27 protein-coding genes, 1 tRNA gene and 1 pseudogene are annotated in these 26,892 nt (G+C 52.4%); 19 read left to right on the top strand and 10 right to left on the bottom strand.

Annotated features, from left to right (window positions below; translation table 11 throughout):
* Positions 1–34 precede the first annotated feature (34 nt).
* The 6 genes from GA0061070_RS13595 to GA0061070_RS13615 all read left to right on the top strand — a co-directional run bounded on the left by GA0061070_RS13595 (position 35) and on the right by GA0061070_RS13615 (position 3,767).
* On the top strand, positions 35–907 hold the full coding sequence (locus GA0061070_RS13595) for a carbohydrate ABC transporter permease (protein ID WP_090136630.1): 873 nt from the start codon (positions 35–37) through the stop codon (positions 905–907).
* Positions 907–1,722, top strand: coding sequence for a carbohydrate ABC transporter permease (locus GA0061070_RS13600; RefSeq protein ID WP_090136631.1), 816 nt, complete (start codon positions 907–909; stop codon positions 1,720–1,722). Before GA0061070_RS13595 ends, GA0061070_RS13600 begins: the two co-directional genes overlap by 1 nt.
* A 260-nt stretch (positions 1,723–1,982) precedes the next feature.
* Positions 1,983–2,414, top strand: a complete 432-nt coding sequence (locus tag GA0061070_RS13605; RefSeq protein ID WP_090136632.1) for an SRPBCC family protein — start codon at positions 1,983–1,985, stop codon at positions 2,412–2,414.
* A complete protein-coding gene (locus GA0061070_RS13610; protein ID WP_090136633.1) occupies positions 2,415–2,870 on the top strand; it encodes a MarR family winged helix-turn-helix transcriptional regulator in 456 nt (151 codons plus the stop codon).
* A 50-nt stretch (positions 2,871–2,920) separates the two neighbouring features.
* Entirely contained in the window at positions 2,921–3,061 is a 141-nt protein-coding gene (locus GA0061070_RS25185) for a hypothetical protein (RefSeq protein ID WP_167353580.1), read from the top strand.
* Between the two features lie 214 nt (positions 3,062–3,275).
* A complete protein-coding gene (locus GA0061070_RS13615; protein WP_090136634.1) occupies positions 3,276–3,767 on the top strand; it encodes a DUF1003 domain-containing protein in 492 nt (163 codons plus the stop codon).
* 67 nt (positions 3,768–3,834) lie between these two features.
* Here GA0061070_RS13615 and chrA read toward each other — a convergent pair whose 3' ends face one another.
* The 6 genes from chrA to GA0061070_RS13645 all read right to left on the bottom strand — a co-directional run bounded on the left by chrA (position 3,835) and on the right by GA0061070_RS13645 (position 8,374).
* Positions 3,835–5,040, bottom strand: a complete 1,206-nt coding sequence (chrA, locus tag GA0061070_RS13620) for a chromate efflux transporter (RefSeq protein ID WP_090136635.1) — start codon at positions 5,038–5,040, stop codon at positions 3,835–3,837.
* Positions 5,041–5,301: 261 nt separating this feature from the next.
* A complete protein-coding gene (locus tag GA0061070_RS13625; protein WP_090136636.1) occupies positions 5,302–5,766 on the bottom strand; it encodes a DUF943 family protein in 465 nt (154 codons plus the stop codon).
* Entirely contained in the window at positions 5,756–6,604 is an 849-nt protein-coding gene (locus tag GA0061070_RS13630) for a YPO3983 family protein (protein WP_090136637.1), read from the bottom strand. The genes GA0061070_RS13625 and GA0061070_RS13630 overlap by 11 nt, the downstream gene beginning before the upstream one ends.
* A gap of 136 nt (positions 6,605–6,740) precedes the next feature.
* Positions 6,741–7,112 (bottom strand): hypothetical protein, encoded by a 372-nt coding sequence (locus tag GA0061070_RS13635; RefSeq protein WP_139109767.1) that lies wholly within the window; start codon positions 7,110–7,112, stop codon positions 6,741–6,743.
* A gap of 186 nt (positions 7,113–7,298) precedes the next feature.
* A tRNA-Arg gene (locus GA0061070_RS13640) sits at positions 7,299–7,373 on the bottom strand.
* 68 nt (positions 7,374–7,441) lie between these two features.
* Complete coding sequence (locus GA0061070_RS13645) at positions 7,442–8,374, bottom strand: formate/nitrite transporter family protein (protein ID WP_090136639.1); 933 nt, start codon at positions 8,372–8,374, stop codon at positions 7,442–7,444.
* A gap of 305 nt (positions 8,375–8,679) precedes the next feature.
* On the opposite strand from GA0061070_RS13645, the gene mlaA reads away from it, so the two are divergent.
* Positions 8,680–9,432, top strand: coding sequence for a phospholipid-binding lipoprotein MlaA (gene mlaA, locus GA0061070_RS13650; protein ID WP_090136640.1), 753 nt, complete (start codon positions 8,680–8,682; stop codon positions 9,430–9,432).
* A gap of 60 nt (positions 9,433–9,492) precedes the next feature.
* Here mlaA and fadL read toward each other — a convergent pair whose 3' ends face one another.
* On the bottom strand, positions 9,493–10,854 hold the full coding sequence (fadL, locus tag GA0061070_RS13655) for a long-chain fatty acid transporter FadL (RefSeq protein ID WP_090136641.1): 1,362 nt from the start codon (positions 10,852–10,854) through the stop codon (positions 9,493–9,495).
* 377 nt (positions 10,855–11,231) lie between these two features.
* Here fadL and GA0061070_RS13665 point away from each other — a divergent pair, with 377 nt between their 5' ends.
* The 4 genes from GA0061070_RS13665 (at position 11,232) to sixA (ending at position 15,985) form a co-directional block, all read left to right on the top strand.
* A complete protein-coding gene (locus tag GA0061070_RS13665) occupies positions 11,232–11,516 on the top strand; it encodes a YfcZ/YiiS family protein (protein WP_090136642.1) in 285 nt (94 codons plus the stop codon).
* Positions 11,517–11,676: 160 nt separating this feature from the next.
* Positions 11,677–12,984 (top strand): acetyl-CoA C-acyltransferase FadI, encoded by a 1,308-nt coding sequence (fadI, locus tag GA0061070_RS13670; RefSeq protein WP_090136643.1) that lies wholly within the window; start codon positions 11,677–11,679, stop codon positions 12,982–12,984.
* Positions 12,984–15,131, top strand: coding sequence for a fatty acid oxidation complex subunit alpha FadJ (fadJ, locus tag GA0061070_RS13675; protein WP_090136644.1), 2,148 nt, complete (start codon positions 12,984–12,986; stop codon positions 15,129–15,131). Before fadI ends, fadJ begins: the two co-directional genes overlap by 1 nt.
* A 368-nt stretch (positions 15,132–15,499) precedes the next feature.
* Entirely contained in the window at positions 15,500–15,985 is a 486-nt protein-coding gene (gene sixA / locus GA0061070_RS13680) for a phosphohistidine phosphatase SixA (RefSeq protein ID WP_090136645.1), read from the top strand.
* 58 nt (positions 15,986–16,043) lie between these two features.
* On the opposite strand, the gene smrB is transcribed toward sixA, so the two are convergent.
* Complete coding sequence (gene smrB, locus GA0061070_RS13685; RefSeq protein WP_090136646.1) at positions 16,044–16,595, bottom strand: endonuclease SmrB; 552 nt, start codon at positions 16,593–16,595, stop codon at positions 16,044–16,046.
* Positions 16,596–16,760: 165 nt separating this feature from the next.
* Here smrB and prmB point away from each other — a divergent pair, with 165 nt between their 5' ends.
* From prmB to GA0061070_RS13715, 6 genes are read left to right on the top strand one after another with little or no spacing between them, the layout of a single operon-like run.
* Positions 16,761–17,693 (top strand): 50S ribosomal protein L3 N(5)-glutamine methyltransferase, encoded by a 933-nt coding sequence (gene prmB, locus GA0061070_RS13690; RefSeq protein WP_090136658.1) that lies wholly within the window; start codon positions 16,761–16,763, stop codon positions 17,691–17,693.
* Positions 17,694–17,738: 45 nt separating this feature from the next.
* Positions 17,739–18,824 (top strand): chorismate synthase, encoded by a 1,086-nt coding sequence (gene aroC, locus GA0061070_RS13695; protein WP_090136647.1) that lies wholly within the window; start codon positions 17,739–17,741, stop codon positions 18,822–18,824.
* Positions 18,825–18,827: 3 nt separating this feature from the next.
* Positions 18,828–19,652 (top strand): penicillin-insensitive murein endopeptidase, encoded by an 825-nt coding sequence (mepA, locus tag GA0061070_RS13700; RefSeq protein WP_090136648.1) that lies wholly within the window; start codon positions 18,828–18,830, stop codon positions 19,650–19,652.
* Positions 19,652–20,464, top strand: coding sequence for a sulfite exporter TauE/SafE family protein (locus tag GA0061070_RS13705; protein ID WP_090136649.1), 813 nt, complete (start codon positions 19,652–19,654; stop codon positions 20,462–20,464). Before mepA ends, GA0061070_RS13705 begins: the two co-directional genes overlap by 1 nt.
* The gene (locus GA0061070_RS13710) at positions 20,461–21,000 is read left to right on the top strand and encodes an elongation factor P hydroxylase (RefSeq protein ID WP_007371042.1); all 540 of its coding nucleotides are present in this window, start codon (positions 20,461–20,463) and stop codon (positions 20,998–21,000) included. Before GA0061070_RS13705 ends, GA0061070_RS13710 begins: the two co-directional genes overlap by 4 nt.
* A 27-nt stretch (positions 21,001–21,027) precedes the next feature.
* Positions 21,028–21,306 carry a YfcL family protein gene (locus GA0061070_RS13715; protein WP_090136650.1) on the top strand — a complete coding sequence of 93 codons (279 nt, stop codon included), beginning with the start codon at positions 21,028–21,030 and terminating at the stop codon, positions 21,304–21,306.
* A 105-nt stretch (positions 21,307–21,411) separates the two neighbouring features.
* Here GA0061070_RS13715 and mnmC read toward each other — a convergent pair whose 3' ends face one another.
* Positions 21,412–23,412, bottom strand: coding sequence for a bifunctional tRNA (5-methylaminomethyl-2-thiouridine)(34)-methyltransferase MnmC2/FAD-dependent 5-carboxymethylaminomethyl-2-thiouridine(34) oxidoreductase MnmC1 (mnmC, locus tag GA0061070_RS13720; protein WP_208598174.1), 2,001 nt, complete (start codon positions 23,410–23,412; stop codon positions 21,412–21,414).
* 155 nt (positions 23,413–23,567) lie between these two features.
* Here mnmC and fabB point away from each other — a divergent pair, with 155 nt between their 5' ends.
* Both fabB and GA0061070_RS13730 read left to right on the top strand, forming a co-directional pair.
* Positions 23,568–24,782 (top strand): beta-ketoacyl-ACP synthase I, encoded by a 1,215-nt coding sequence (gene fabB / locus GA0061070_RS13725; RefSeq protein ID WP_090136652.1) that lies wholly within the window; start codon positions 23,568–23,570, stop codon positions 24,780–24,782.
* Positions 24,783–25,083: 301 nt separating this feature from the next.
* The gene (locus tag GA0061070_RS13730) at positions 25,084–26,514 is read left to right on the top strand and encodes a 6-phospho-beta-glucosidase (RefSeq protein ID WP_090136653.1); all 1,431 of its coding nucleotides are present in this window, start codon (positions 25,084–25,086) and stop codon (positions 26,512–26,514) included.
* A 36-nt stretch (positions 26,515–26,550) separates the two neighbouring features.
* On the opposite strand, the pseudogene GA0061070_RS13735 reads toward GA0061070_RS13730, so the two are convergent.
* Positions 26,551–26,892 (bottom strand): annotated as a pseudogene (locus GA0061070_RS13735) (IS4 family transposase); the annotation flags it as partial.

Here is a 26,892-nt window from a genome sequence, read left to right on the forward strand (position 1 = left end):
CGGGCCGCTGACAGGCCTGCAAGCGAGTACGGTTATGCTGAACAAATCTGCCTGGCGCAATGCGCTCTATCTTCTGCCCGCGGTGCTGGTATACGCGGTTTTTCTGCTGGCGCCGTTGCTGGCGTCGCTGGGTATCAGTTTTACCGACTGGGACGGCACTTCCATGCCTGTCTTCAGCGGCATCAGCAACTACATGCGTATGTTCAGCGATCCGGTGTTCTGGGTGGCGCTGGGCAACAACGCAGTGCTGATGTTGTTCTACACCTTGTTGCCGATTGGTGTCGGCTTGCTGCTGTGCAGCTTCCTGTATGAAACGCGCAATAATAAAGAGCGTAGCTTACTGCGCATTTTCTTCTTCCTGCCTTATATCATGCCGATGGCAGTCCTTGGCGTGGTGTGGCGCTGGTTATACAACCCGGCATTTGGCCCGATCGACCAACTACTGCGAGCGATTGGTCTGCCGCAGATGGCCCTTTCATGGCTGGGGGATTTCAACTGGGCGTTGCCTGCCGTGGGGTTGGTGGCAACCTGGTACTTCTTTGGCTTTTGCCTGGTGTTGTTTATGGCGGGATTGCAGCGCATGGATCCCTCATTGCTGGAGGCTGCCGATCTGGATGGCTCCTCGCGGCGGCAAAAATTTATGCGTATCACGCTGCCGTCACTGCGCCCGGAACTTCGTATCGCGCTGTTGCTGACGGTCATTGCCAGTCTGAAAGCCTTCGATCTGGTCTACGTGATGACCCAGGGCGGGCCGGGCACCTCAACCATGGTCACCAATCTCTTTATGTATAAGCAGGGCTTTGACCTGCATTACTTCGGCTATGCTTCGGCGGTTGCGGTGTTCAGTATGATGATTGTTTTGTTGATCAATGCGTTAATCCACTTTGCTATCCGGGAGCGTCACTAATGCGTGGCACGCCAGTCGTTTTTCGTGCGCTTATCTGGATCGTGGCGCTGATGACCATTATGCCATTCCTGATGGCATTGATGACCTCATTCAAAACCCAGATGGAGCTGTTCCAGGGTGTCTTTACCTTGCCTGCGTCGCTCAACTTTAAAAACTACGTCACTGCCTGGCAGCAGGGCCATTTTAATGTTTATTTTATGAACTCGGTGCTGGTGGTGATCCCAGTCGTGATTTGCAGCATTCTGCTCGGCATTTTGGCCGGTTTTGGTTTTGCGTGGCTGAAGATCCCCGGTAAAAAGGTCGTGGCGGCGTTGCTTGGCCTTGGCATGGTGCTGCCGAGTGAAGCTTTTATTATCCCGCTGTATCACGAGCTGCGCTGGATGGGGCTGACCAATACTTACCTGGCACTGATTCTGCCGCAGATTGCCCTGTCGCTGCCGTTTACCACGCTGATGATCGCCACCACACTGCAACAGGTGCCGCGCGAGTTGGTGGAAGCTTCAGTGATGGACGGCGCATCACGACGCAAAATTCTGTGGGGTATTCTGGTGCCCGCCATCTGGCCAACGTTATCGACACTGGCGCTGCTGCTGTTTATATGGACCTGGAACGAGTTCCTGATCCCCCTGATTCTGGTGAATAAAGATGAGCTGCGCACGCTGCCGATCGGCATGATGTTTTTTCAGAACAAAAACACCATTGATATCCCGGTGCTGATGGCGGGGGCGATGATCGTCATACTGCCTCTGGTGTCTGTGTTCCTGGTATTCCAGCGTAAATTTATCAGTGGTGTGACTGAAGGCGCGGTGAAATAAACCCCCAAGGCTGACATCACCAGCCATTTTCTGTCCTTACGACGAGGCCTCCGAACTGATGCTACCGGGGTGAGTGTAGCGCTGGGGGCGTCGGTCACTGAGCTCTGGTAACACCGCCATTGAATATAGAACCCTTTTCAGATGCCTGCCTGAGCGAAGTTGATTCTCCCTGAACAAAAAATGGGTTTGACATCTTTGATGTTAACTGATTATAAGTGTACATACTACATGTTCACTTACTACATCGGGTGAGAAATTTCATGAACAAAGACAACGTCTGGAGTAAGTCTTATACGCTTACTGTAAACAGCACGCCGAAAGCAATATGGCAGGCATTTGTCGACACAGCTAACTGGAAGCGATGGAACCCTGGCGTAAAGTCAATCGCTATCGAGGGGCCATTTCATACGGGAACATGGTTCACGATGGAGTTGCCTGAAGGGGATGTTATCCGTAGTCAGCTTATCGATGTTTCTGAAGAAAAGTATTTCGTTGATGAGACCTGGGTAGATGAAACGCTGGTCAACGTTGAACATCGTATTGAAGCAGCAGATTCCTGTCGCAGCATGTTGATTTATGCCATTAGTACGCAAGGGCCCCAGGCTCAGGCTTTCGGAGAGGGAATAAGCTCGGACTTCCCTGAGGTGATGGCTGGACTGGCAAAATACCTTGCTGAAACAGGTTCAATGTAAATGGCATCTGCAAGCAATAAACCTCTTCCCAGCGCTTTCGAAGGGCCGGACGATAGCCCGGGCTATTTAATGTGGCGAGTGTCAAATAGCTGGCAACGCGAACAACGAAATGCCCTGCAACACTTAGGCCTGACACACACACAGTTTGTCGTTCTGGCTGTAGCCAGTTGGTTTGAGGAAAAAGAGGTACTGACGCAAATACGGTTATCACAGCTAACCGGGAGCGATACGATGACGATTTCTCAGGTCGTTCGTGTACTTGAAAAAGCAGGTTATCTGCAGCGTATTCCCCATCAAAAAGACACGCGTTCCAAAGTGATTAGGGTAACAAAAGCAGGTCGGGAGTTGGCTGAACAAGCTGTGCAGGTGGTAGAAGCAACTGATAAGAAATTTTTTATGCCGCTTGGAGATAATGGGCAATCCCTGATTACTTTGTTCCGAAAACTTCTCAGATAGCGCCGACAAACATTGAATATACATCTGCCAAACCGTCAGGATTATTCTATGTGAATGCGTTTTTCTCTGCCGGTTATGGCGGCATCGATTCACTTTCCGCGGTTAGTCAGGCCATCACAAACGACATTGCGGATATTTTAGTGCATGAATCAATGGGGCGTTGTCAGCATCGCCAGGTCATCCTCCAATAATTCGCGGTGTTCCTGGCGATCCTGATAGCCACGAACCATTTTATGAATGATGGAATAATGTGGACATAGTTAAGTTAGTCGATGTGCTTTATGCAGTCGCTACAGTTAATGTATAACATGCGTACGTATATTTTCGTTCGATTGAGCGCCAGCTTCCACCGATGCCACAATTTTCGGCGATTCCGGCAATATCCCGCAGCAGGAATTTTTTGCTATGCATACAGATAAAGAATTTCGTTTATATCACCCCTTGAAGGGGATTGCGCATACCTTCGGCGAAGAGTGGTTTGCATTGAAAGCCGAAGCTTTCGCCCGTTTTTTCGGTACGCCGACATTCCTTATTGGGCAGACTCTCGCGGTGATCGTGTGGATTGCTCTGAACTCTGTGGGCGTCGTGAAATTTGACCCCTATCCCTTTATTTTACTCAACCTGGCGTTCAGTATTCAGGCTGCTTATGCAGCTCCGCTGATCTTATTAGCGCAAACCCGACAGGCGGAGCGCGATCAGGCGCATGCACTGGCGGATGCGCAACACCGCGAAGATCTGGATGATGCAATGGCAAAGCGCCAGATGCTAGCCGAGGAGCAGTCGGCGCAACTGTTGGAATTACTGAAACAAAATACCCATCTGACCGAGCTGACCCGGCAAATGGCCGAGCGTATCGAAACGCTCACAACGCAGCTTGCACAGCGTGAGCTCCACTGACAGCAACAGTGAATGGCTGGTGATGGCTGGTTTCCGCAACCAGACCGTGCACGCTACGTCCGGAACTTCACAGTGTCACACTCAACAACCAGCCTGCGACACCACTACTCACTACGACCAGCCACGGCGGCAGCTTCCAGAACATCAGGGCGATGAGTGCCACAAGGGCAAGGCCGAAGTCTTGCGGTGTGTGAATCGCGCTCGTCCATACTGGTTGATAGAGCGCTGCCAACAGCAGGCCAACCACGGCTGCATTAATACCCAACAACGCTGCTTGCGTACGGGTATTGCGGCGCAGGCTTTCCCAGAACGGCAATGCACCCACGATCAGCAGGAAGGACGGTGCGAAAATCGCCAGCAGACAGACCAGACCACCCAACCAGCCAGAGGGTGCCTGGTTCATTGAGGCTCCAAGAAACGCCGCAAAGGTGAACAAAGGGCCAGGAACAGCCTGAGCAGCACCATAACCTGCCAGAAAGGTGTCATTACTGACCCAGCCGGAAGGCACCACTTCAGCTTGCAATAACGGCAGCACGACATGCCCACCACCAAAGACCAGAGCTCCGGTTCGGTAGAACGTTTCCACCATTAACAGCGTCTGATTTGGCAATATCGCTGTCAGCAATGGCAACCCTATCAGAAGCATAAAAAACAGCGTGAGCCAGAACAATCCGACGCGACGCCGTACAGAAATAGGCAACGGGTCATGTACCGCCACTTGTTGAGGTTTGAACAGCAACAAGCCAATGACTGCTGCAATGACGATACACCCCACCTGTCCCCAGGTGGACGGTACAAGAAGAACAAAGCAGGTCGCCGCCGCCATGATAGTGATACGTGGTAGATCCGGGCAGAGATTGCGGGCCATGCCCCATACAGCTTGCGCGACCACTGCAACAGCCACCACCTTCAGCCCGTGCAACACGCCAGACGGCATCGCATCCCCGTAACTGGCCATCCCCAGCGCAAAAAGGATCAGCGCAACTGCGGATGGCAGCGTGAAGCCGACCCATGCTGCCAATGCCCCGGTATAACCGGATCGGGACAATCCGAGTGCTATACCGACCTGACTGCTTGCCGGGCCGGGCAGAAACTGGCACAGGGCTACCAAATCCGCATAGCTGCGCTCGGTCAACCACTGTCTTCGCGTCACAAACTCATCGCGGAAGTAACCCAAATGGGCAATTGGGCCGCCGAAGGAGGTGAGGCCCAGTCGGAGGAAGATCATAAATATTGCCCAGGGGCTACGGTCAGTCCTGGTGGTTTCGGGCATGGTCGTATCCAGATTACTGGTTTTGTTGGATTATTATAATCGGGTTTCGATAACGAAATCCGATAAATGATCTAAGCTATGTTCCCCTTGATCTGATCCCCTCCTGAAAAAAGTGCGTGGAACTATTACCTGATTCCGATGGCTGTTATTGGACGATCTTCATTTATGAAAATACGCACTCAATAAATTTTCGGATCGAAAACCAACCGCAAGCTGAATCGCCGCGAGGCCAACAGTCATTGAAGGGTGTTCAAAAGGATACTAATCTGACTTATTTTTTACCATCTTACCGCTGTCATTTATACGATATGTTCCGCTATCTAAAATGAAATAAAGCCCAGTATTCTTGCTGTTGTTCACCATAATGAGCGAATCTTTATCGATGCAATTTATTGGCGGTTTCATATCATCAAAACAAAGTCTGTCATACCCATCAGTTTCTTTATATCCATCACCGAAACACCAAAAAATGACGGTAAAAAAACCATCTTGGGCAGGTTTGGGGATGTTATACATGTCCTTGAGCATTTTCTTATTTTTCAACCACCAATTGATTTTCCCCTGTTCGGTTAATGGGAAGTTTTTCACCAAAACATCGCTATAGTTACGTCTTTGGTGAACGGCTATGATCTCCACGGGGCGTAACGACAACCAGAGGAAGTAACTCAGCAGGGCGCAAATAACCAGTAATAACGCACAAATAACTTTTTTATTTTTAGATTTCATAACAGCCCCCGGTAATCTCTACAGTGGCTTCCATATTGGTCATAAATGGCTTGAAGCCAAACTGATTGTAGCGCTGGAGAACAAACCAGATACGAAAAAAATGGAACTGGCTGAATTTTGTATTCAGAATATCATCACTATCCAGACCAAAATGGTCCTGAACTTTGTAATGCACTACTGCCCGGTATCGGTCATTTGCAATATGCAGTGATTTAATAGTGATATGCGTTGCCCAGGTATCATGGACGGTGATACCCATGCCATTATAATTATCCTGGAATCTGTCGAACTTTGGTAATTTACCACTTAGCACTGCATCTCTTAATCTGTCTCGGTTTTCTATTGGAAAATGCTTGCTTTCCCAGTCTATGTTTGTTCTAAAAGCTTTCGATAACAGAATGCGTGTACTGTTTCTCTCCGAAATATCTCTAACTATCTGTTCTTTCAATGCCCTGTCGAGCGACATATCTCGAAACGGCGTACCGTTGCCGTTCTGCATGTGAGTGATCATCTTTTCGATCAGGTGACTGTACGGCCCGTAAAGGGAAAATTTACGGGATAACGAGCGGAACTCGTCAAACAGCATTGTGGCGCACTGCTGGCGGGTAACCTTTTCACCCTGGCCACGCAGATTACAGCAGAACATGGACTGGGGGCGATCCATCGAGGAACGCAGGGTAAGCGTCCAGGGATCAACCCGGTCAGAAATATAGTCCAGCCGGTACTGGGATTTTAACTGCGCTTCGGTCAGATCGCCGCAGCGCATATCTTTGGCGTGGTAGTCGTCCATCCGGTTTTGCGTGGTGAATATCGCACAGGGGAACTGTAGTGCGGCCATCGTGATACATTCCTTGTGTTATCATCCTTTGAAGTCTTCACAGGGAATAATACGCAGTGAAAGGTCAGAGTGTAAACGCCGTACAGCCCCTGCCCGTAATTTTTTACCGATTCCGGGCAGGGGGATAGTGGACACTCTATGTCCTCAGGCCATCATCAAAATGCCATGTGGCATTTTTAAGATTTCCGGGGATCTCCTGCGCAATACCTTTCGCATCGGTGGCCTGTGTCTGGATCTCAATATTGTCAATCCGCACGTCTGTACGCTGTGAAACCTGCCGGGATGAATTGCTGATAGCGTTGCTGGTCATGGAAGTAATCGGATTGCTGGCCGCTGCCTGTAACTGCACCTGACCGCCATAGGCCATATCCTGCGCTGGTGGCGCTGGCGTAATGGGTTGTGCTTCGCTCTCAGCTTTTGCCACTTCGTCCTTACCCATACCGAACCAGCCTTTCACTTTCTGCCACGCTTCGCTAATTTTCCCAAAGCCTTTAAGGGCAATACCCACCACCTTACCAATCAGCTTTTCCTGGCCGTTCCACAGTTCGGTTATTTCTTTGCCTGCGCTGGTTATGCCCCTTCATGTGTGCGGATTGCAATGGACGTCAAAACATTTACAGTGACTGTGAGGCCGCTAAATAAAAGGGGTTTAAAGGATTTTGTGGACTTTTCTGGAAGTAAAAATACTTGCGGATGGTGTCCCCTGCAGGAATCGAACCTGCAATTAGCCCTTAGGAGGGGCTCGTTATATCCATTTAACTAAGGGGACAAGGCGGCAGGAGTATAACGTCATTTACCTGCTGCGTTAAGCATGTTTGCCGCCAAGTGGTTAAACAGTCACCGTTTATGCTTTTTTTCTGCACCTTCGTCTGAGTTTATCTCTGCTTCTGCCCTGGTTTTTTCTTCGGCCTTGCGTTTGTTGATCATGTCGTTACGGATTTGCGCATGGCTGAGCAGGGCGAAAATAAAAGTACCGCCGCAGATATTCCCGGCGAGCGTTGGCAGGGCAAATGGCCAAATAAATTCGCTCCAGTGCACGTTGCCGTTAAATACCAGATAAAAAATCTCTACCGCGCCGACCACAATATGAGTGGTATCTGCCAGCGCAATCAGCCAGGTCATCAACACAATCACCACAATTTTCGCGGAGCCCGCAGCCGGAAACATCCACACCATTGTTGCAATGATCCAGCCGGAAAGAATTGCATTAGAAAACATTTCCAGCGGCGTATTTTTCATCACATCCATCCCGATTTTGACAAAAGCATCACGAGTCTCTTCGTCAAAGACCGGCATATATTCAAACGCCCAGGCAGCAACAGCAGTACCGAGCAGATTTCCCAGTAGCACCACGCCCCATAACCGCGTCATCAGGGCAAAATTTCCCCAGCCCGGGTTTTGCATTACCGGCAGCACGGCCGTCACGGTGTTTTCGGTAAAGAGTTGCTGGCGTGCCATGATGACAATAATAAAACCGAAGGTGTAACCCAGATTCTCCAGTAGAAAACCGCCCGGAACGCCTTCCAGTTGCACATGAAAAATCCCTTTTGCCAGCAATGATGATCCCATCGATAGCCCGGCGGCAATGGCCGACCAGAATAGCGCCATTGCGTCTCGTTCCAGCTCTTTTTCGCCATCCTGGCGAATATGTTCATGAATAGCCATGGCCCGGGAGGGGAGGCGATCCTCATCAAGTTCGATTTTTTCGCCGCGCTTTTTTTCGTCGCTCTTGACCTCGATCTCATCGCTGTGCTTATCGATTTTCTCCATACTTACCCCGCTTTTGCTGCATTGATGTCTAAAGCGTAGCGGTTTTACACTGCTTGCCACGGCGGCATCGTCTTAAAGTGCCGGGAAAAGCAACAATGGCAATACGGTATAAGCAAAGTTTGTATAGAATTGTTAGTAAGTCGTATAGATAATGTCGGCTATGCTGGTTTGAGTCTCGCTCACTGCGTGGACATCATAAGATGCGCTGATACAATGCGTTGCATAACTTCGACGCAAACCCGGCGTCGCGTTCGCGTTATTATAGATGGCCTTCAGCACGGGTCATTTTCTTCAGGGAGACACCTATGAAATACCGCCTGTCGGCGCTTGCGTTGGCAACCACTGTACTGGTCGGCTGCGCCAGTTCTCAGCAGACGCAGGGACGTTCGGACCCGCTGGAAGGGTTCAACCGGACTATGTATAACTTCAACTTCAATGTGCTGGATCCATACGTTGTTCGCCCTGTGGCGGTAGTATGGCGTGATTATGTGCCGCAACCTGCGCGCAATGGTCTGAGCAACTTCACCAGCAACCTTGAAGAGCCTGCGCAGATGGTAAACTACTTCCTGCAGGGCGATCCCTATCAGGGCATGGTGCATTTTACTCGTTTCTTCCTGAACACTTTGCTGGGTATGGGCGGCTTTATGGACGTCGCCGGTATGGCGAACACCAAGTTGCAGCGTGAAGATCCGCACCGTTTTGGCAGTACGCTGGGACACTACGGGGTTGGTTACGGCCCGTATATGCAGTTGCCGGTATATGGCAGCTTCACTCTGCGCGAAGATGGTGGCGGTATGGTGGATACGCTCTATCCGGTGCTCTCGTGGCTGACATGGCCGCTTACGGTAGGTAAATGGGCCATTGAAGGTGTCGAAACCCGTGCGCAACTGCTTGATTCCGACGGCTTGCTGCGCCAGTCTTCCGATCCTTATATCCTCGTGCGGGAAGCTTATTTCCAGCGTAATGATTTTATCGCCAATGGCGGCAAGCTGAAGCCGCAGGAAAATCCGAACGCGAAGGCAATTCAGGGCGATTTAAAAGAGATCGATTCGGAATAAAACCGGTCGCAACAAGTAAAAAAGGTGAGCCAGGCTCACCTTTTTCTTATCTACGCGTTATCAGAAGGCGTAGTTGAAGTTAGCGCCGTAGAGGAATGCGCGGCCTTCAGACTGGAACGTATATGGGCCTTCGGTGAACTTCACTTTCTGTCCATGCATATAAGAGACGCCAACATCAACGGACGCGTCCTTATTAAAGGCGTAGGTCGCACCGGTACTCAGCCACAGACGATCCTGGTCAGGAATAGAGATCGTGCGTTTTTTATCCGGAACCGGGCTGTCATCAAAGGCGATACCGGCGCGGAAGGTCCAGTTATCATTCATATAATAAGTGGTACCCAGCGCGATGCGATATGCATCTTTAAAGCTTTCATCTTTGTAGAACAACGTTTGACCATTATCACCGGTGGCTTTCAGCTCCTGGAACTGGCTCCAGCTGGTATAAGTCAGACTGTAGTGAATTGCCCACTGCGGATCGACGCGGTTATAACCCGAAACTTCCCACATCTCTGGCAGATGGAGCGACAGCGAACCATTGGTAGTTGAGCCGCCAGTACCAGTCGGCAAGCCAAGACCCAGTGCTGCGTTAATCGGATTAAGCGTTGTCGGCAGGTTGCTCTTATAATTGCCATCGAAGTCGACTTTCACTTCGGAGCGGTAAGTGAATGAATAACGGTTGTTTTTATCCAGCTCGTAAAGAATTCCGGCGTTCCAGCCAAAACCCCATTCATCGCCTTTCAGATACGCGATTTGCGTATCACGGCTGATACCGCCCGCTTGTGCACCAATAGCGGCAGCCTGCTGGGCACTAAGCTGGCCGGATCGCACCATGCCTGGCAGGCTGGCGCCGATTATTTGCGGCAGATCGCCTGCGTAACGCTCAATCTTCGCACGAGCATAAACGGCATCAAAACCAAGACCGAAGCTCCAGTGGGTGTCCAGACGATACGCGCCGCTAAGGTTCAGGTTCAGTGTTTCAAGATCGGTTTTACCGCCCATCGATCCGGCTGCGTAGCCATCATTAAACTCCGTTGCCAGCCCGAAGTTGGAGGTCATCGAGGCCCCCCAGCCGAACTGATCGTTAATTGGCGCGACAAAGTGCAGGTTTGGCACCCACGCGGTCGGTGCAATATTTTTCTGGCTTGCATCATTACCAATCACGGAACGACCAGTGACATCTACTTTCGGATCAATGAACACCGCACCGCCGGAGAACGTCGGGCGGTCAAACATGGTGATCAATGCAGGGTTGCGGCTAACGTTACCCGCATCATCCGCAATTGCACCTTCACCGGAATAAGCGCGGCCAAGACCAGAAGCCGAAAATTCATTGAGTTGAAAGCCTGCGGACCAGGCCTGGGTAGAGACAATTGCCACTGCGACTGCCAGAGCAGACTTGGTAAAACGGGTTTTCTGGCTCATGACCATAACCTCATTCGAAATCGATTTATTTTTATTCAAACTATGTTACGTGTTGTAACAGGAGCGCGAAGTGTAGGGTCTGTGTTACAGCAGAGAAATCAGACCAGTGGCGGAAGTATAGGTCTGACCAGATGGAATGTTGCAAGTTTGTATATAAGTTTTTTCAATTGTGATCTCTGAAACGGGATCTGCGTGGCAAAATCGCCGGGGGCATTCATCAGTCAATTGGGCGATTTTTGTTTTAGATCATTTTTAAGTGTGATTTAGGTCACTTGCCCACTTTCGGAAGATTATCAACTGGAGACACCGTGAGCAGCGGCGTAAAATATGCCCATCGTTTATCTGGCACCCTGGGTGCTAATTCAGAGGAATCAATAATGAGCAAATGCAGTGCTGATGAAACCCCGGTTTGCTGCTGTATGGATGTTGGCACCATTATGGACAACTCCGACTGCACCGCTTCTTACAGTCGCGTATTCACCCACCGCGCTGACGCCGACGAAACGCTGGCCGCGCTGAGCGCAAAAGCCCGCAGCGTGGAATCCGAACCTTGCCAAATTACCTCCACCTTCACTGAAGTGGCGGATGGCGTGCGTCTCGATATTGATTTTGTTTTCGCCTGCGAAGCGGAAACCCTGATTTTCCAGCTTGGTCTGCGTTAATTTTCCTGCCAGCGCCTCCTTTCACGGAGGCGTTTTGCTAAGTATCTCTGTGCCTTAGCTCGCATTTTTCTCTCGCTCCCATTGGCTATATGTAAAAAATTGGTTAAGACTGTTATCAGGTCAGACCACTTTAAATACACGCTGTTAACAGGGGAGTGTTATGAAGGCATTACCGCTTGTCACCCGCCAGGGCGACCGCATTGCCATTGTCAGTGGGTTACGGACCCCGTTTACCCGCCAGGCCACTGCGTTTCACGGCATTCCGGCGATTGATCTCGGCAAAATGGTGGTGGGAGAGATGCTGGCGCGCAGCGAAATTCCCCCCGAGGTGATTGAACAACTGGTGTTTGGCCAGGTTGTGCAGATGCCGGAAGCGCCTAATATCGCGCGCGAAATCGTACTTGGTGCTGGCATGAGCGTCCATACCGATGCCTACAGCGTCAGTCGTGCCTGCGCAACCAGTTTCCAGGCCGTGGCCAACGTCGCAGAAAGTTTGCTGGCGGGAACTATTCGCGCTGGTATTGCTGGCGGGGCGGATTCCTCCTCTGTTTTACCGATTGGCGTCAGCAAAAAGCTGGCGCGTGCGCTGGTGGATGCCAACAAAGCGCGCACGATGGGACAAAAACTGAAACTTTTCTCCCGCTTGCGCTTGCGCGACTTGTTGCCGGTTCCTCCCGCCGTTGCGGAGTATTCCACTGGGTTGAGAATGGGTGATACGGCCGAGCAGATGGCGAAAACATACGGCGTCAGCCGTGAACAGCAGGATGCGCTGGCCCACCGCTCACATCAGTTAGCCGCGCAGGCCTGGGCAGAAGGTAAACTGCGTGATGAAGTAATGATCGCCTATGTGCCGCCGTTTCGCGATCCCGTTGAACAGGATAACAACGTTCGTCATAACTCCAGTCTGGCCGATTACGCGAAACTGCGTCCCGCCTTCGATCGCCATCATGGCACGGTGACGGCGGCGAACAGTACGCCGCTGACCGACGGTGCTGCGGCTGTAATTTTAATGACTGAATCCCGTGCCCGGGAACTGGGATTATTGCCGCTGGGTTATTTGCGTAGCTATGCTTTCACCGCCATTGATGTGCAACGGGATATGCTGCTTGGCCCAGCCTGGGCAACACCGCTGGCGCTGGAAAGGGCCGGGCTGACGATGGCAGATTTGACACTTCTCGATATGCACGAAGCCTTTGCCGCGCAAACCTTAAGCAACCTGAAATTGATGGCCAGCGAGCGTTTTGCCCGTGAGGTACTTGGGCGCTCGCAGGCGACCGGCGAGGTGGATGACAGCAAGTTTAACGTGCTGGGTGGCTCCATCGCTTACGGTCATCCGTTTGCTGCCACTGGCGCGCGCATGATCACCCAAACGTTACATGAACTGCGCCGCCGGGGCGGAGGCTTTGGTCTGGTCACAGCCTGCGCTGCGGGCGGTCTGGGCGCAGCAATGGTTCTGGAGGCTGAATAATGGCAATGATGTCCGCATTCACGCTTAATGTGCGTCCCGACAATATCGCGGTCGTTACCATTGATGTGCCGAATGAAAAAATGAACACCCTGAAAGCGGCGTTTGCAGATGAAGTCCGCGCCATGTTGAAACAGATCCGCGACAACAAGGCGCTACGTGGTGTGGTGTTTATCTCGGCCAAGGCAGACAACTTCATCGCTGGCGCGGATATCAATATGATCGCCCGTTGCCAGACGGCAAAAGAAGCCGAGGATCTGGCTCGTCAAGGGCAACAAGTGATGGCGGAAATCCATGCGTTGTCGATTCCCGTGGTTGCCGCAATTCATGGCGCTTGCCTGGGCGGTGGACTGGAACTGGCGCTGGCATGTCATCGCCGGATTTGTACTGACGACGGAAAAACGATGTTGGGATTGCCGGAAGTACAGTTAGGACTGCTTCCCGGTTCCGGCGGGACACAACGATTGCCGCGTTTGATTGGCGTCAGTACGGCGCTGGATATGATCCTCAAAGGAAAACAGCTTCGTCCGCGCCAGGCATTAAAAGCCGGGCTAGTGGACGATGTCGTACCGCATTCAATTCTACTCGAGGCCGCTGTTGATCTGGCTAAACAGGAGCGACCGATTGGCCACCATCTGCCGGTTCGTGAACGGGTTCTGGCCGGGCCGCTGGGTCGCGCGTTGCTGTTCCGTATGGTGAGTAAAAAAACCGAACAAAAAACCCAGGGGAATTACCCTGCGACCTCGCGCATTTTATCCGTCATTGAAACCGGGCTGGCACAGGGGCGCAGCAGCGGTTACGACGCGGAAGCACGCGCGTTTGGCCAACTGGCGATGACGCCGCAGTCACAGGCGTTACGTCACCTGTTTTTCGCCAGTACCAGCGTTAAAAAAGATCCGGGCAGCGAGGCTCAGGTTGGTCCGTTGAACACCATCGGTGTGCTGGGTGGCGGATTAATGGGCGGTGGGATAGCTTTCGTCACGGCAAGCAAAGCGGGATTGCCGGTTCGCATAAAAGATATTAATGCGAAAGGGATCAACCACGCGCTGAAATACAGCTGGGAAGCGCTGGATAAAAAAGTGCGTCGTCGCTACCTGAAAGCGGGCGAGCGTGATAAGCAGTTGGCGAAAATATCCGGCACGCTGGATTTTAGCGGCTTTGCACAGCGTGATCTGGTCATTGAGGCGGTGTTTGAAGATCTGGATTTGAAACAGAAAATGGTGGCTGAAGTGGAATCCCATTGTTCTGCTCATACTATTTTTGCCTCCAATACGTCTTCTTTACCGATCGGCGATATTGCAGCCCAGGCCGCGCGACCAGAGAAGATCATCGGATTACATTTTTTCAGCCCGGTGGAAAAAATGCCGCTAGTGGAAGTGATCCCACACACCGGAACAGATGAGCAGACCATTGCTACTACGGTAAAACTGGCGAAAAAACTGGGCAAAACGCCGATTGTGGTGGCGGATAAAGCCGGATTTTACGTGAACCGCATTCTTGCTCCCTACATTAATGAAGCCATCCGGTTGCTGAGTGAAGGCGAGCGCATTGAGGGTATTGATCGCGCGCTGGTGAAATTTGGCTTCCCGGTCGGGCCGATCCAGTTACTGGATGAAGTGGGTATCGATACCGGTACCAAAATTATCCCGGTGCTGGAAAAGGCTTATGGTGAAAGGTTTTGCGCACCTGCAAGTGTTGTGAGCGCAATTCTGAATGACGATCGCAAAGGACGAAAAAATGGTCGTGGTTTCTATCTTTACCCTGCTAAAGAGCGTAAAAGCAAAAAGCTGCCCGATCCAGCGATCTACCCCCTGATTGGCGCTTCCGGCAGCGGGAAGCTATCGGCGGAGCAGATGGCCGAACGCTGTGTGCTACTGATGCTGAACGAGGCGGTGCGTTGCTTTGATGAGCATGTGATTCGCAGCGCGCGAGACGGCGATATTGGTGCCGTATTTGGCATCGGTTTTCCGCCGTTTTTAGGCGGGCCGTTCCACTATATAGCGACATCCGGAGCGGGCGATATCGTGGCGAGGATGCAGCAGCTGGAAGCGCAATATGGCGCGCGCTTTGCGCCTTGTGAACCGCTGTTGCGGATGGCGGAGCAGGGGGTAACTTTTTGGTCGGAAAAAGAAACTGAAGATGTGAATTAGAGCCTATCCCAGTAGGCGTAATTAATTGTTGCCGATGGTTTGGACATGGACAGCGCGGAAAAACCGGAGCGTACACGTAGTACGTGAGGGTTTTGAGCACTGCCCAGAGCCAAACCAGCAAATAAAAAAGCCAATGCACAGGCAACTTGAAGTATGACGGGTATAAAAATTTAATTTTGTTATTCCTCATGACGTTCGCGGTTATTTTGTAAACAGTGATTGACTATGCTTACACCATTGAGGTAAAAGACAGCGTTTCATTCATGGAATGGATCAGGCACAATGCCCGGCCATTGATACTTTCCGTCGTCGCGAAATGATTTCGCAGTGAAAGTGTTGATGATTCTGGTTAACAAAAGCGGTGCAATATGCAAGTTTTTATCATGCGTCACGGCGACGCTGCCCTCGATGCAGCTAGCGACTCGGTTCGTCCCTTAACCCCTTGTGGCTGTGACGAATCCCGTCAAATGGCAACATGGTTGAAAGGCCAAAAAGTGGATATTGAACGTGTTCTGATCAGCCCTTTTTTACGTGCTGAACAGACGCTGGAAAAGGTAGGTGAATGTATGAACCTGCCTGACAACGTGGATGTCCTGCCGGAACTGACGCCTTGCGGCGATATCGGCCTTGTCAGTGCTTATTTACAGGCGCTGGCAAATGAAGGAACCACCTCTGTGCTGGTGATCTCTCACTTGCCGTTGGTCGGCTACCTGGTGTCCGAGCTTTGTCCGGGTGAAGCACCGCCGATGTTTACCACTTCCGCCATTGCCTGCGTTACGCTGGACGAAGACGGTAAAGGGGTTTTTGACTGGCAAATGAGTCCCTGCAACCTGAAGATGCGAAAAGCCATCTGAATTAGCCGAACGCTGGAAAACGAAGAGCCGCTTTATGCGGCTCTTGGCGTTTCTGGCATCAGGGCAGTTCCGGCGGCTGCCACTCTTCTACTTCTATCAGCACCAGAACTGCGGCGTCGCCGCCATACTCTTTCGGCGCCTGGTGAAACGCCATCACATGCGGGTGCTGCGCCAGCCACAGTGGTGTCTGTTGCTTCAGAATGTGTTTACCGTGGCCATGCATCACGCAGGCGCAGAACACATGTTCTCGGCGACAGGCGGCGATTAGCGCGCCCAGCTCTTGCTTCGCCTGCTGCTGTGTTAAACCGTGCAGATCGAGAAACAACTCTGGCGAGTAGTCGCCCCGGCGGAGCTTTTTCAGTTCAAAATGGCTGACATCTTCGCGCACATATTTGACCGGACCTTCGGTATTGAGCAGCGGCTGAAACTCGTCGGAAAAGTAGTGGCTGTTATCGGCCTGTTCCTGTAATAACCGTTTCACCGGAACTTCGCTGATTTTTTTCCGCGCCGGGCGATGTACCACAGTATCCTGCTTAAGGCGGCGTGTACCGGTCATCAATTGCCGGAACAACGCCTGTTCCTCCTCGCTAAGTGATGGTTTCTTTTTCATTTGTGCATCTCATCTTTTCTTTTCTTCAGTGTACCTGACTCACTGTGGCCCCGGTGAAGCAAAATGCATTTTTCCCTCTGGCGGGTGCGTGAGGTGCTGATTTATCGCCGTCTTCATGGCAAACTAGCCGCCGAATTTAATGCGAGCATGCGCCTGGGGGATACTATGGATAAAATTTTTGTCGATGAAGCAGTGAATGAGCTGCATACCATTCAGGACATGCTGCGTTGGGCGGTCAGCCGCTTCAGCGCTGCGAATATCTGGTACGGTCACGGCACGGATAACCCGTGGGACGAAGCGGTGCAACTGGTGCTGCCGACGCTCTATCTGCCGCTCGACATCCCGGAAGATATGCGCACCGCACGCCTGACTTCCAGCGAGCGTCACCGCATTGTTGAGCGCGTGATCCGTCGCGTTAACGAGCGTATTCCGGTTGCTTACCTGACCAACAAAGCGTGGTTTTGCGGCCACGAATTTTATGTTGATGAGCGTGTGCTGGTGCCGCGTTCCCCGATCGGCGAGCTTATCAACAACCGCTTTGCCGGGCTGATTGATCAACAGCCGCAGCATATTCTGGATATGTGTACCGGCAGCGGCTGTATTGCTATTGCGACGGCGTACGCCTTCCCGGAAGCGGAAGTGGATGCGGTAGATATTTCTGTGGATGCGCTGGCGGTAGCTGAGCGCAATATTGAAGAGCACGGCCTGATTCACCACGTTACGCCGATCCGTTCCGATCTGTTCCGCGATCTGCCGAAAGTGCAGTACGATCTGATTGTCACCAACCCACCGTATGTCGATGAAGAAGATATGTCTGATCTGCCGTCGGAATACCGTCACGAGCCGGTACTGGGCCTGGCTTCAGGCAGCGATGGACTGAAACTGACGCGTCGCATTCTGGCCTGTGCTGCGGATTACCTTGCTGACCACGGCATCCTGATTTGTGAAGTCGGCAACAGCATGGTACATCTGATGGAACTATATCCGGACGTCCCGTTCACCTGGCTGGAGTTTGATAACGGCGGGGACGGTGTCTTTATGCTGACCAAAGCGCAGCTTATTGCTGCACGCGAACACTTCAGCATCTATAAAGATTAAAACGACAAAACGACGCTCAACACCAACAACGACAACGGAGCCGTGATGGCAGGTAACACAATTGGACAACTTTTTCGCGTAACCACGTTTGGCGAATCGCACGGCCTGGCGCTGGGTTGCATTGTTGACGGCGTACCTCCGGGTATTCCGCTGACCGAAGCCGATTTACAACACGATCTCGACAGACGACGCCCGGGAACATCGCGCTATACCACCCAGCGTCGCGAACCCGATCAGGTGAAGATTCTGTCCGGCGTCTTTGAAGGCGTCACCACCGGTACCAGCATTGGTCTGTTGATCGAAAACACCGATCAGCGCTCGCAGGATTACGGCGCGATTAAAGATCTGTTCCGTCCGGGCCATGCGGATTACACCTACGAACAAAAATATGGTCTGCGTGACTATCGCGGCGGCGGCCGTTCTTCTGCGCGCGAAACCGCCATGCGCGTGGCCGCTGGCGCGATCGCCAAAAAATATCTGGCGCAGAAATTCGGCATTGTTATTCGCGGTTGTCTGACTCAGATGGGCGAGATCCCGCTGGAGATCAAAGACTGGACGCAGGTTGAACAGAACCCATTTTTCTGCCCGGATGTGGACAAAATTGAGGCACTGGATGAACTGATGCGCGGCCTGAAAAAAGAGGGCGACTCCATCGGCGCGAAAGTGACCGTGGTGGCTGATGGTGTTCCGGCAGGTTTTGGCGAACCGGTGTTTGATCGTCTTGATGCGGATATCGCGCACGCGCTGATGAGTATCAACGCGGTGAAAGGCGTGGAAATCGGCGATGGCTTTGAAGTCGTGAAACTGCGCGGCAGCGAAAACCGCGACGAAATCACGCGACAGGGTTTCGGGAGCAACCACGCAGGCGGTATTCTTGGTGGCATTAGTAGCGGGCAGCAAATTATTGCCAATATCGCACTGAAACCCACGTCGAGCATTACCGTGCCGGGGCGTACGATTAATCGTTTTGGCGAAGAAGTGGAGATGGTAACCAAAGGCCGTCACGATCCGTGTGTGGGGATTCGCGCCGTGCCGATCGCCGAAGCGATGCTGGCGATCGTGCTGATGGATCACTTCCTGCGTCAACGTGCGCAAAACGCTGATGTCACTACTGATATTCCACGCTGGTAAACAATGAAAAAAACGGCAATTGCGCTGTTTACTCTGCTGGTGTGCGCTGCCGCGACGGCGGCGACACCGTGGCAAAAACTGACTCATCCGGTCGCTGGTAGTCCGCAATCCATTGGTGCGTTCGCCAATGGCTGTATCGTTGGCGCGTATGCACTGCCGTTGCAATCGGACAATTATCAGGTTATGCGCACTGACCAGCGGCGCTACTTTGGTCACCCCGATCTGGTGCTGTTTATTCAACGTCTGAGCAATCAGGTGCACAACCTGGGGCTGGGTACGGTGCTGGTGGGCGACATGGGGATGCCAGCAGGTGGACGTTTCAACGGCGGCCACGCCAGCCATCAATCCGGGCTGGATGTTGATATCTTCCTGCAACTAGCGAAAACGCGCTGGAGCGCCGCACAGTTGCTGAAACCCCAACCACTGGATCTCGTCTCATCCGATGGTAAGCAGGTCGTGCCCGCGCTGTGGAAGCCGGAAATCAGTAGCATGATCAAACTGGCGGCAAAAGATAACGACGTGACGCGTATTTTCGTTAACCCGGCGATCAAGCAGCAGCTTTGCCTCGATGCCGGAACCGATCGTGACTGGTTGCGTAAAGTGCGTCCGTGGTTCCAGCATCGTGCGCATATGCACGTGCGTCTGCGCTGCCCGGCCGATAGCCTGGAGTGCCAGGATCAACCTCTGCCGCCACCTGGCGATGGTTGCGGTGCAGAATTGCAAAGCTGGTTTGAACCGGCGAAACCCGACAGTACAATCCCTGAGAAAAAGACGCCGCCGCCATTGCCGCCGTCTTGTCAGGCTTTACTGGATGAACACGCACTTTGATGGAACTCTTTCAACAACTGTTTATGGTGTCGCCGTCACTGCTGGTGGTGCTTTTTATTGTCGCGCTGCTGGCCGGTTTTATTGACGCGCTGGCGGGCGGCGGCGGGCTGTTAACGGTACCTGCGTTACTGGCGGCAGGCATGACGCCCGCCGCGGCGCTGGCAACGAACAAATTACAGGCCTGTGGCGGTTCTATTTCTGCGTCGCTGTATTTTATCCGCCGCAAAGTGGTGAAACTTGCCGATCAGAAACTCAATATTCTGATGACCTTCATCGGCTCAACTACCGGCGCGCTGCTGGTGCAACATGTGCAATCGGACGTGCTGCGCCAAATTCTGCCGATTCTGGTTATCTGTATTGGTCTTTACTTTCTGTTGATGCCGAAGCTGGGTGAAGATGATCGTCAGCGTCGTTTGTACGGGCTGCCGTTTGCGCTGGTATCTGGCGGATGTGTGGGTTTTTACGACGGTTTCTTCGGCCCCGGCGCTGGTTCATTCTACGCACTGGCTTTTGTGACGCTCGCAGGGTACAACCTGGCGAAATCCACTGCGCATGCCAAAGTGCTGAATGCCACCTCGAATATCGGCGGTCTGCTGCTGTTTATTATTGGCGGCAAAGTTGTGTGGGGCACGGGTTTCGTCATGCTGGCCGGGCAGTTTCTCGGCGCGCGGATGGGCTCGCGTTTGGTGCTCAGCAAAGGGCAAAAACTCATTCGTCCGATGATTGTGATTGTCTCGGCGGTGATGAGTGCAAAACTTCTCTATGACAGTCACGGCCAGGAGATCCTCCATTTTCTGGGGGTGAACGTATGACACATCACTACCAACAATTAATCGATATTTTTGACGGCTGCTTTGCCGACGATTTTAATACCCGTCTGATTAAAGGCGACGACGAACCGATCTATCTTCCTGCTGATGCGGACGCGCCTTATAACCGCATTGTTTTTGCTCACGGTTTTTATGCCAGCGCATTACATGAGATTTCGCACTGGTGTATCGCCGGTGCCGAACGTCGTAAGCAGGTGGATTTTGGCTACTGGTACTGCCCTGACGGCCGCGACGCGGTGACGCAGGGGCAGTTCGAGGATGTCGAGGTAAAACCGCAAGCGTTTGACTGGTTGTTCTGTGTGGCAGCGGGTTTCCCGTTTAATGTCAGTTGCGACAATCTGGAAGGCGATGTTGAGCCGGATCGTATCGTGTTCCAGCGCCGCGTTCATGCGCAGGTCATGGCTTATCTGGAGCAGGGCATTCCCCCGCGTCCGGCACGTTTTATCAAGGCATTACAGGATTATTATCAAACGCCGCCTTTAGCGGCAGAACAGTTCCCATGGCCGGAAGATCTTTGAAGCCATGTTGTCAAAAGAGGAAGAGAGATGATCGCGGAGTTTGAATCACGTATTCTGGCGTTAATTGATAATATGGTGGATCACGCCAGTGATGATGAGTTGTTTGCGGGCGGTTATCTGCGCGGCCACCTGACGCTGGCGGTGGCTGAACTGGAAGGCAATGATAACTATTCGCCGGAAAATCTGCACCAGAAAGTCACTGGTAGCGTGGAAACCGCCATTCAGGCCGGAGAATTGTCGCCGCGCGATCAGGCGCTGGTGATGGGTATGTGGGAAAACCTGTATCAGCAGGCGAAGTCGCATTAAGGGACGTTTTGCCGGGTAATGCTGACGCTTATCCGGCCAATATCCGGGCCTACGGGTTTGTAGGCCGGATAAAACAACGCCGCCATCCGGCAAATGTGGCCACCTTTACTTCACCGCTCTGCCTTTCAATAACTTCCTGACCCACAAACGATTCGGATTGAGGGCTGCCAGCGTTTCCCCATCCAGCGGAATCGGCTCGTTACTCATCTGCGAAGCCAGAATCTCCGCCGCCAGCGGCGCGCTGCACAAACCGCGCGAACCGAGCGCACCGAGCATGAATAAACCTTCGTAGACTGGCGCACTAACCGCTTCTTCCGGCCGTTCCGCCAGTTGGGCGTAAGCTGCCAGTGTCGCGTCAAAATCGGCGACATTCCCGACCATTGGCAGATGATCCCGCGTTGCGCAGCGCACACCGCAGCGCGCTTCGCCAGCGCTGACATCCACCTCTTTTGCCCAAGTCGCATGGGGGAAACAGTCGATAAGCCGCTGGCGATTCTGTTGCTGATCCGCCTCGCTGTAACCTGCCTCCTCTTGCCCGCGATGATAGCTGGCGCCGATGCAGTGCTGCTGGTTATGCGGGTTCTGTGGTGTCAGATAACCGTCGTAACACAGCACCTGGCGAAGCGCAGAGAGCATATTGCTGGTTGGAATATGACTGACCTGACCGGCAACAGGATAGACGGGCAGTTTCTCCGTTTGCGTGAAATGATGAATGCGATGCCCGTTGGCCAGCACTACTGTTGCATGCGATCGCAGGTCGCCACGGCGGAAATAAAGTTGCCAGCGCTGATCTTCACGGCTCAAGCGTTCAACATCATGTCCATAATGCACTTTCAGGCCTTGCTCGCAGGCCAGCGTAATCGCGGCGGCCGTTAACTGCGCCGGGCAGAGCCAGCCGCCGAGCGGGTAATTCACACCACTGCATTTCGTTTCCACCCCTGTTTCGGCTTTCACCGCTTGTGCGTCAATCGCACTGGCAATCTCCGGCGGCAGATCCAGCGTCAACATTTGCGCGATTTTTTGTTGGTTTTTTTCATCCCATCCAAGCTGTGTGACGCCGCACCACTGATGGTCAAACGTCACGGGTAACGCATCGTACAGACGGCGGGCAAAGGTAAACGCTGCGGGGAAGAAGCGGGCCAGCGCCGGATCGTGCGCGCTGAGCAGCGGATAAAGCGCTCCCTGGCGGTTGCCGGATGCGCCTTCTGCGGGGGCGTCATCGGCGCAATAAAGTGTCACCTGCCAGCCGCGTCGCAACAAGGCCAGCGATAACAGCGCGCTGGCGACACCGCCGCCAATCAGCGCCACATCACGTACTTCTGCGCCGCTGCGGGCAAACCACGGCGTACGCGGTACAGACGCAATAATGTTCTCCATTACGCCGGTCAGCATTTCGCGTTTGCGGCCAAAACCTTTACTTTTGCGCATGGTAAACCCGGCCTCCTGCAAACCCCGACGAACAAAACCTGCCGAAGTAAAGGTCGCCAGTGTGCCGCCCGGCCTTGCCAGGCGGGCCATCGCGGCAAACAGGTTAGGGGTCCACATATCCGGGTTTTTCGCCGGTGCGAAGCCATCCAGGAACCAGGCATCGACGCGCTGGTTTATTGAATCATCGAGTATATCGGTGAGTTGATTGATATCACCAAACCATAAATCCAGCGTCACACGACCTTCATCGAGCAGCAGTCGATGGCAACCGCCAAAGGGCAGCGGCCACTGCGCCTGTAACTGTTCCGCCCATGACGCCAGTTCCGGCCAGTGCGCGTGGGCTTTGCGCAAATCGTCCCGGGTGAGAGGAAATTTTTCAAAACTGATGAAATGTAATCTTTCCAGGGTAGCGTCAGGATTGGCCGCGCGAAAGGCTGCGAATGCCTGCCACAATGTAAGGAAATTCAGACCGGTGCCAAAACCGCTCTCCGCGACCACAAACAGCTGGCGCGGGTGGTCAGGGAAACGTTGTTCCAGTTGGTTGCCGCCGAGAAAAACATAACGCGTCTCTTCCAGTCCGTTATCATTAGAGAAGTAGACGTCGTCGAAATCTCGGGAAACAGGTGTACCCTCAGCGTTGAATTCGAGGTTGGCGGATTGTATAGCGGTTTGTTTCACGTAAGTTACTCGTCCATCAGGCAGTGCCTCGATCTTAACGAGGGACAAAGAAAGGCGCAAATTTCTGCCGAAAATGTCTGATCGGACTTGTTCGGCGTACAAGTGTACGCTATCTTGCGACACGAAACTTAATTAGTGCGACTTAGGGGTATTGAATGAAACGTGCAGTGATTACTGGCCTGGGCATCGTTTCCAGCATTGGTAATAACCAGCAGGAAGTCCTGGCATCTCTGCGTGAAGGACGCTCAGGGATCACATTCTCTCAGGAATTTAAAGATTCCGGCATGCGCAGCCACGTATGGGGTAACGTTAAACTGGACACCACTGGTTTGATCGACCGTAAAGTGGTTCGTTTCATGAACGATGCCTCTATCTATTCCTATCTTTCCATGCAGCAGGCGATTGAAGATGCTGGCCTGAAAGACGAGGTTTATCAGAACAACCCGCGCGTGGGCCTGATTGCAGGTTCTGGCGGCTCTTCTAAATCTCAGGTTTTCGGTGCTGATGCAATGCGTAGCCCGCGTGGTTTGAAAGCTGTGGGTCCTTATGTGGTGACCAAAGCGATGGCGTCGGCGGTGTCCGCTTGCCTCGCCACGCCTTTTAAAATCCACGGTGTTAACTACTCTATCAGTTCCGCTTGTGCCACTTCCGCGCACTGCATCGGTAACGCGGTAGAACAGATTCAACTGGGCAAACAGGACATCGTTTTTGCTGGTGGCGGCGAAGAGCTGTGCTGGGAAATGGCCTGTGAATTTGACGCGATGGGCGCGCTGACCACCAAATTCAACGAAACGCCAGAAAAAGCTTCCCGTACCTATGACACACACCGTGATGGTTTCATTATCGCGGGCGGCGGCGGTATGGTTGTTGTTGAAGAGCTGGAACATGCGCTGGCGCGCGGCGCGCACATCTACGCAGAGATCGTTGGCTACGGCGCGACTTCTGATGGTGCGGACATGGTAGCGCCATCAGGTGAAGGTGCAGTGCGTTGCATGAAGATGGCAATGCAAGGCGTTGATACACCGATCGACTACCTGAACTCCCACGGAACTTCCACGCCGGTTGGCGACGTGAAAGAGCTGGGCGCTATCCGCGAAGTGTTCGGCGACAACAGCCCGGCCATCTCCGCCACCAAAGCGATGACCGGTCACTCTCTGGGCGCTGCCGGCGTACAGGAAGCGATCTACTCACTGCTGATGCTGGAACACGGTTTTATCGCGCCGAGCATCAATATTGAAGAGCTGGACGAGCAGGCTGCTGGCCTGAACATTGTGACAAAACCTATGGAAGCCACCCTGACGACGGTAATGTCCAACAGCTTCGGTTTTGGCGGTACTAACGCCACGCTGGTGATGCGCAAACTGAAATAAGTTTGTCCACAAGCAGATGAAGAGAGCCACTGGCTCTCTTTTTTTATGCATTAACAAGCTGCCCTGCGGCAGACGAACTCCTCGCCGCAATATTATCAGCACGATAATGTGTCAGCGTTTAACGCTAACCATCGCACCTTAATCCTGGTAATCAGGCAGAGGAGCATGGCACTGCCAAATCCCGGCTTACTCGGCGTTATGAATCTCTTTGCAACCGGTTTCACAGAATAAGCCGGTGGTGATGTTCTCTCACTGTGGGCTTGTCTATTCTTTTGCCATCACTATGCGAAAGGAGAAAACAATGGCTGGGTTTAAAGCGGATTTCTTATGGGGCGGCGCGGTGGCGGCTCATCAACTGGAAGGCGGCTGGCAGGAAGGAGGTAAGGGGATCAGTGTTGCTGATGTCATGACCGCCGGGGCGCATGGTGTACCGCGTGAAATTACCGATGGCGTACTGCCCGGTAAAAATTACCCTAATCATGAAGCTATTGATTTTTATCACCGCTATAAAGGCGATATTAAGCTGTTTGCCGAAATGGGGTTTAAATGTTTTCGCACCTCCATTGCCTGGACGCGTATTTTTCCTCAGGGTGATGAGCTGGAGCCGAATGAAGCCGGGTTGCAATTCTACGATGATCTTTTTGATGAATGTCTGAAATACAACATTGAACCCGTTATCACCCTTTCCCATTTCGAAATGCCTTATCACCTTGTCACCGAATATGGTGGCTGGCGTAATCGCAAACTGATCGACTTTTTTGTCCGTTTTGCTAATGCCGTTTTCACCCGCTATCGCAGCAAGGTGAAATACTGGATGACCTTCAACGAAATTAACAACCAGGCCAACTATCACGAAGATTTTGCACCCTTCACCAACTCTGGCGTGAAATATAAAACGGGTGAAGATCGTGAAGTGATCATGTATCAAGCCGCCCACTATGAATTAGTGGCCAGCGCGCTGGCGGTGGAAGCCGGGCATAAAATTAGCCCGGATTTTAAAATTGGTTGCATGATCGCCATGTGCCCGATTTATCCGCTCACCTGCGCACCGGATGATATGATGATGTCGGTCGCTGCGATGCACCGGCGCTACTGGTTTACCGATGTTCACGTACGCGGTTATTACCCTCGACACCTGCTCAATTATTTTGCTCGTCGCCAGTTCAAACTCGATATTACCGAAGAAGATTTGCAGATCCTGACGCGCGGACGCGTTGACTATATTGGCTTCAGTTATTACATGTCGTTTGTCACCAAAGCCCAGGAAAACAACCCGCACCTCGATTACGACGAGACGAAAAGCCTGGTGAAAAACCCATACGTGAAAGCCTCTGACTGGGGCTGGCAAATTGATCCGGTTGGCCTGCGTTACTCGCTGAACTACTTCTACGATCTCTACCAGTTACCGCTGTTTGTTGTGGAAAACGGTTTTGGTGCGATTGATCAGCCTGAAAGCGACGGTGTAGTGAACGATCAGTACCGCATTGAATATATGCACAACCATATCCGCGAAATGAAAAAAGCGGTGGTGGAAGATGGCGTTGATTTAATGGGCTATACGCCGTGGGGCTGTATTGATCTGGTCTCTGCGGGTACTGGCGAAATGAAAAAACGCTACGGCTTAATCTACGTTGATAAAGATAACGAGGGTAACGGCACGCTGGCGCGCAGCCGTAAAAAATCGTTCTGGTGGTATCAGGACGTTATCAAACATAACGGCGAGAATATTTGACGATAAATTCCCCTCGTCCGGAGTAATGCCAGTCAGTTAAGCAACTGACTGGCTCTTTTTCGGGGCTGTGGGGTATTTCCAGGGCCTCTCCTTTACCACTCTCGGGAAGGCCCTTTCCCTTCTTGTCGGTAATTTCACAAGTTGTCCCATACTTGCAAGATCGCGCATCAGCTCCGGTATACGTCCCGGTGATGCGCCCTGCAATGTCATCAGCATTCTCATCACCATTCCGCATGATTCTGAGAAACTCAGTTGATTCGGCCAGTAACCTTTCAGATGTTCCGCCATTTTAATCATCTGATATCTCACCAGATTATAAGCCAGTAAGACACCCCACAGCTCTTGCTCCACAAGCTCCGGCTTTTTACTTCTCAGCGT

The organism is Kosakonia oryziphila (assembly GCF_900094795.1).
GTDB lineage: Bacteria > Pseudomonadota > Gammaproteobacteria > Enterobacterales > Enterobacteriaceae > Kosakonia > Kosakonia oryziphila.

Excerpts from the sequence above, each read along its gene's own strand:
- GA0061070_RS13595 (WP_090136630.1), top strand. The coding sequence starts at position 35 with ATGCTGAACAAATCTGCCTGGCGCAATGCGCTCTATCTTCTGCCCGCG.
- GA0061070_RS13600 (WP_090136631.1), top strand. The coding sequence starts at position 907 with ATGCGTGGCACGCCAGTCGTTTTTCGTGCGCTTATCTGGATCGTGGCG.
- GA0061070_RS13605 (WP_090136632.1), top strand. The coding sequence starts at position 1,983 with ATGAACAAAGACAACGTCTGGAGTAAGTCTTATACGCTTACTGTAAAC.
- GA0061070_RS13610 (WP_090136633.1), top strand. The coding sequence starts at position 2,415 with ATGGCATCTGCAAGCAATAAACCTCTTCCCAGCGCTTTCGAAGGGCCG.
- GA0061070_RS13615 (WP_090136634.1), top strand. The coding sequence starts at position 3,276 with ATGCATACAGATAAAGAATTTCGTTTATATCACCCCTTGAAGGGGATT.
- chrA (WP_090136635.1), bottom strand. The coding sequence starts at position 5,040 with ATGCCCGAAACCACCAGGACTGACCGTAGCCCCTGGGCAATATTTATG.
- GA0061070_RS13625 (WP_090136636.1), bottom strand. The coding sequence starts at position 5,766 with ATGAAATCTAAAAATAAAAAAGTTATTTGTGCGTTATTACTGGTTATT.
- GA0061070_RS13630 (WP_090136637.1), bottom strand. The coding sequence starts at position 6,604 with ATGGCCGCACTACAGTTCCCCTGTGCGATATTCACCACGCAAAACCGG.
- GA0061070_RS13645 (WP_090136639.1), bottom strand. The coding sequence starts at position 8,374 with ATGGAGAAAATCGATAAGCACAGCGATGAGATCGAGGTCAAGAGCGAC.
- mlaA (WP_090136640.1), top strand. The coding sequence starts at position 8,680 with ATGAAATACCGCCTGTCGGCGCTTGCGTTGGCAACCACTGTACTGGTC.
- fadL (WP_090136641.1), bottom strand. The coding sequence starts at position 10,854 with ATGAGCCAGAAAACCCGTTTTACCAAGTCTGCTCTGGCAGTCGCAGTG.
- GA0061070_RS13665 (WP_090136642.1), top strand. The coding sequence starts at position 11,232 with ATGAGCAAATGCAGTGCTGATGAAACCCCGGTTTGCTGCTGTATGGAT.
- fadI (WP_090136643.1), top strand. The coding sequence starts at position 11,677 with ATGAAGGCATTACCGCTTGTCACCCGCCAGGGCGACCGCATTGCCATT.
- fadJ (WP_090136644.1), top strand. The coding sequence starts at position 12,984 with ATGGCAATGATGTCCGCATTCACGCTTAATGTGCGTCCCGACAATATC.
- sixA (WP_090136645.1), top strand. The coding sequence starts at position 15,500 with ATGCAAGTTTTTATCATGCGTCACGGCGACGCTGCCCTCGATGCAGCT.
- smrB (WP_090136646.1), bottom strand. The coding sequence starts at position 16,595 with ATGAAAAAGAAACCATCACTTAGCGAGGAGGAACAGGCGTTGTTCCGG.
- prmB (WP_090136658.1), top strand. The coding sequence starts at position 16,761 with ATGGATAAAATTTTTGTCGATGAAGCAGTGAATGAGCTGCATACCATT.
- aroC (WP_090136647.1), top strand. The coding sequence starts at position 17,739 with ATGGCAGGTAACACAATTGGACAACTTTTTCGCGTAACCACGTTTGGC.
- mepA (WP_090136648.1), top strand. The coding sequence starts at position 18,828 with ATGAAAAAAACGGCAATTGCGCTGTTTACTCTGCTGGTGTGCGCTGCC.
- GA0061070_RS13705 (WP_090136649.1), top strand. The coding sequence starts at position 19,652 with ATGGAACTCTTTCAACAACTGTTTATGGTGTCGCCGTCACTGCTGGTG.
- GA0061070_RS13710 (WP_007371042.1), top strand. The coding sequence starts at position 20,461 with ATGACACATCACTACCAACAATTAATCGATATTTTTGACGGCTGCTTT.
- GA0061070_RS13715 (WP_090136650.1), top strand. The coding sequence starts at position 21,028 with ATGATCGCGGAGTTTGAATCACGTATTCTGGCGTTAATTGATAATATG.
- fabB (WP_090136652.1), top strand. The coding sequence starts at position 23,568 with ATGAAACGTGCAGTGATTACTGGCCTGGGCATCGTTTCCAGCATTGGT.
- GA0061070_RS13730 (WP_090136653.1), top strand. The coding sequence starts at position 25,084 with ATGGCTGGGTTTAAAGCGGATTTCTTATGGGGCGGCGCGGTGGCGGCT.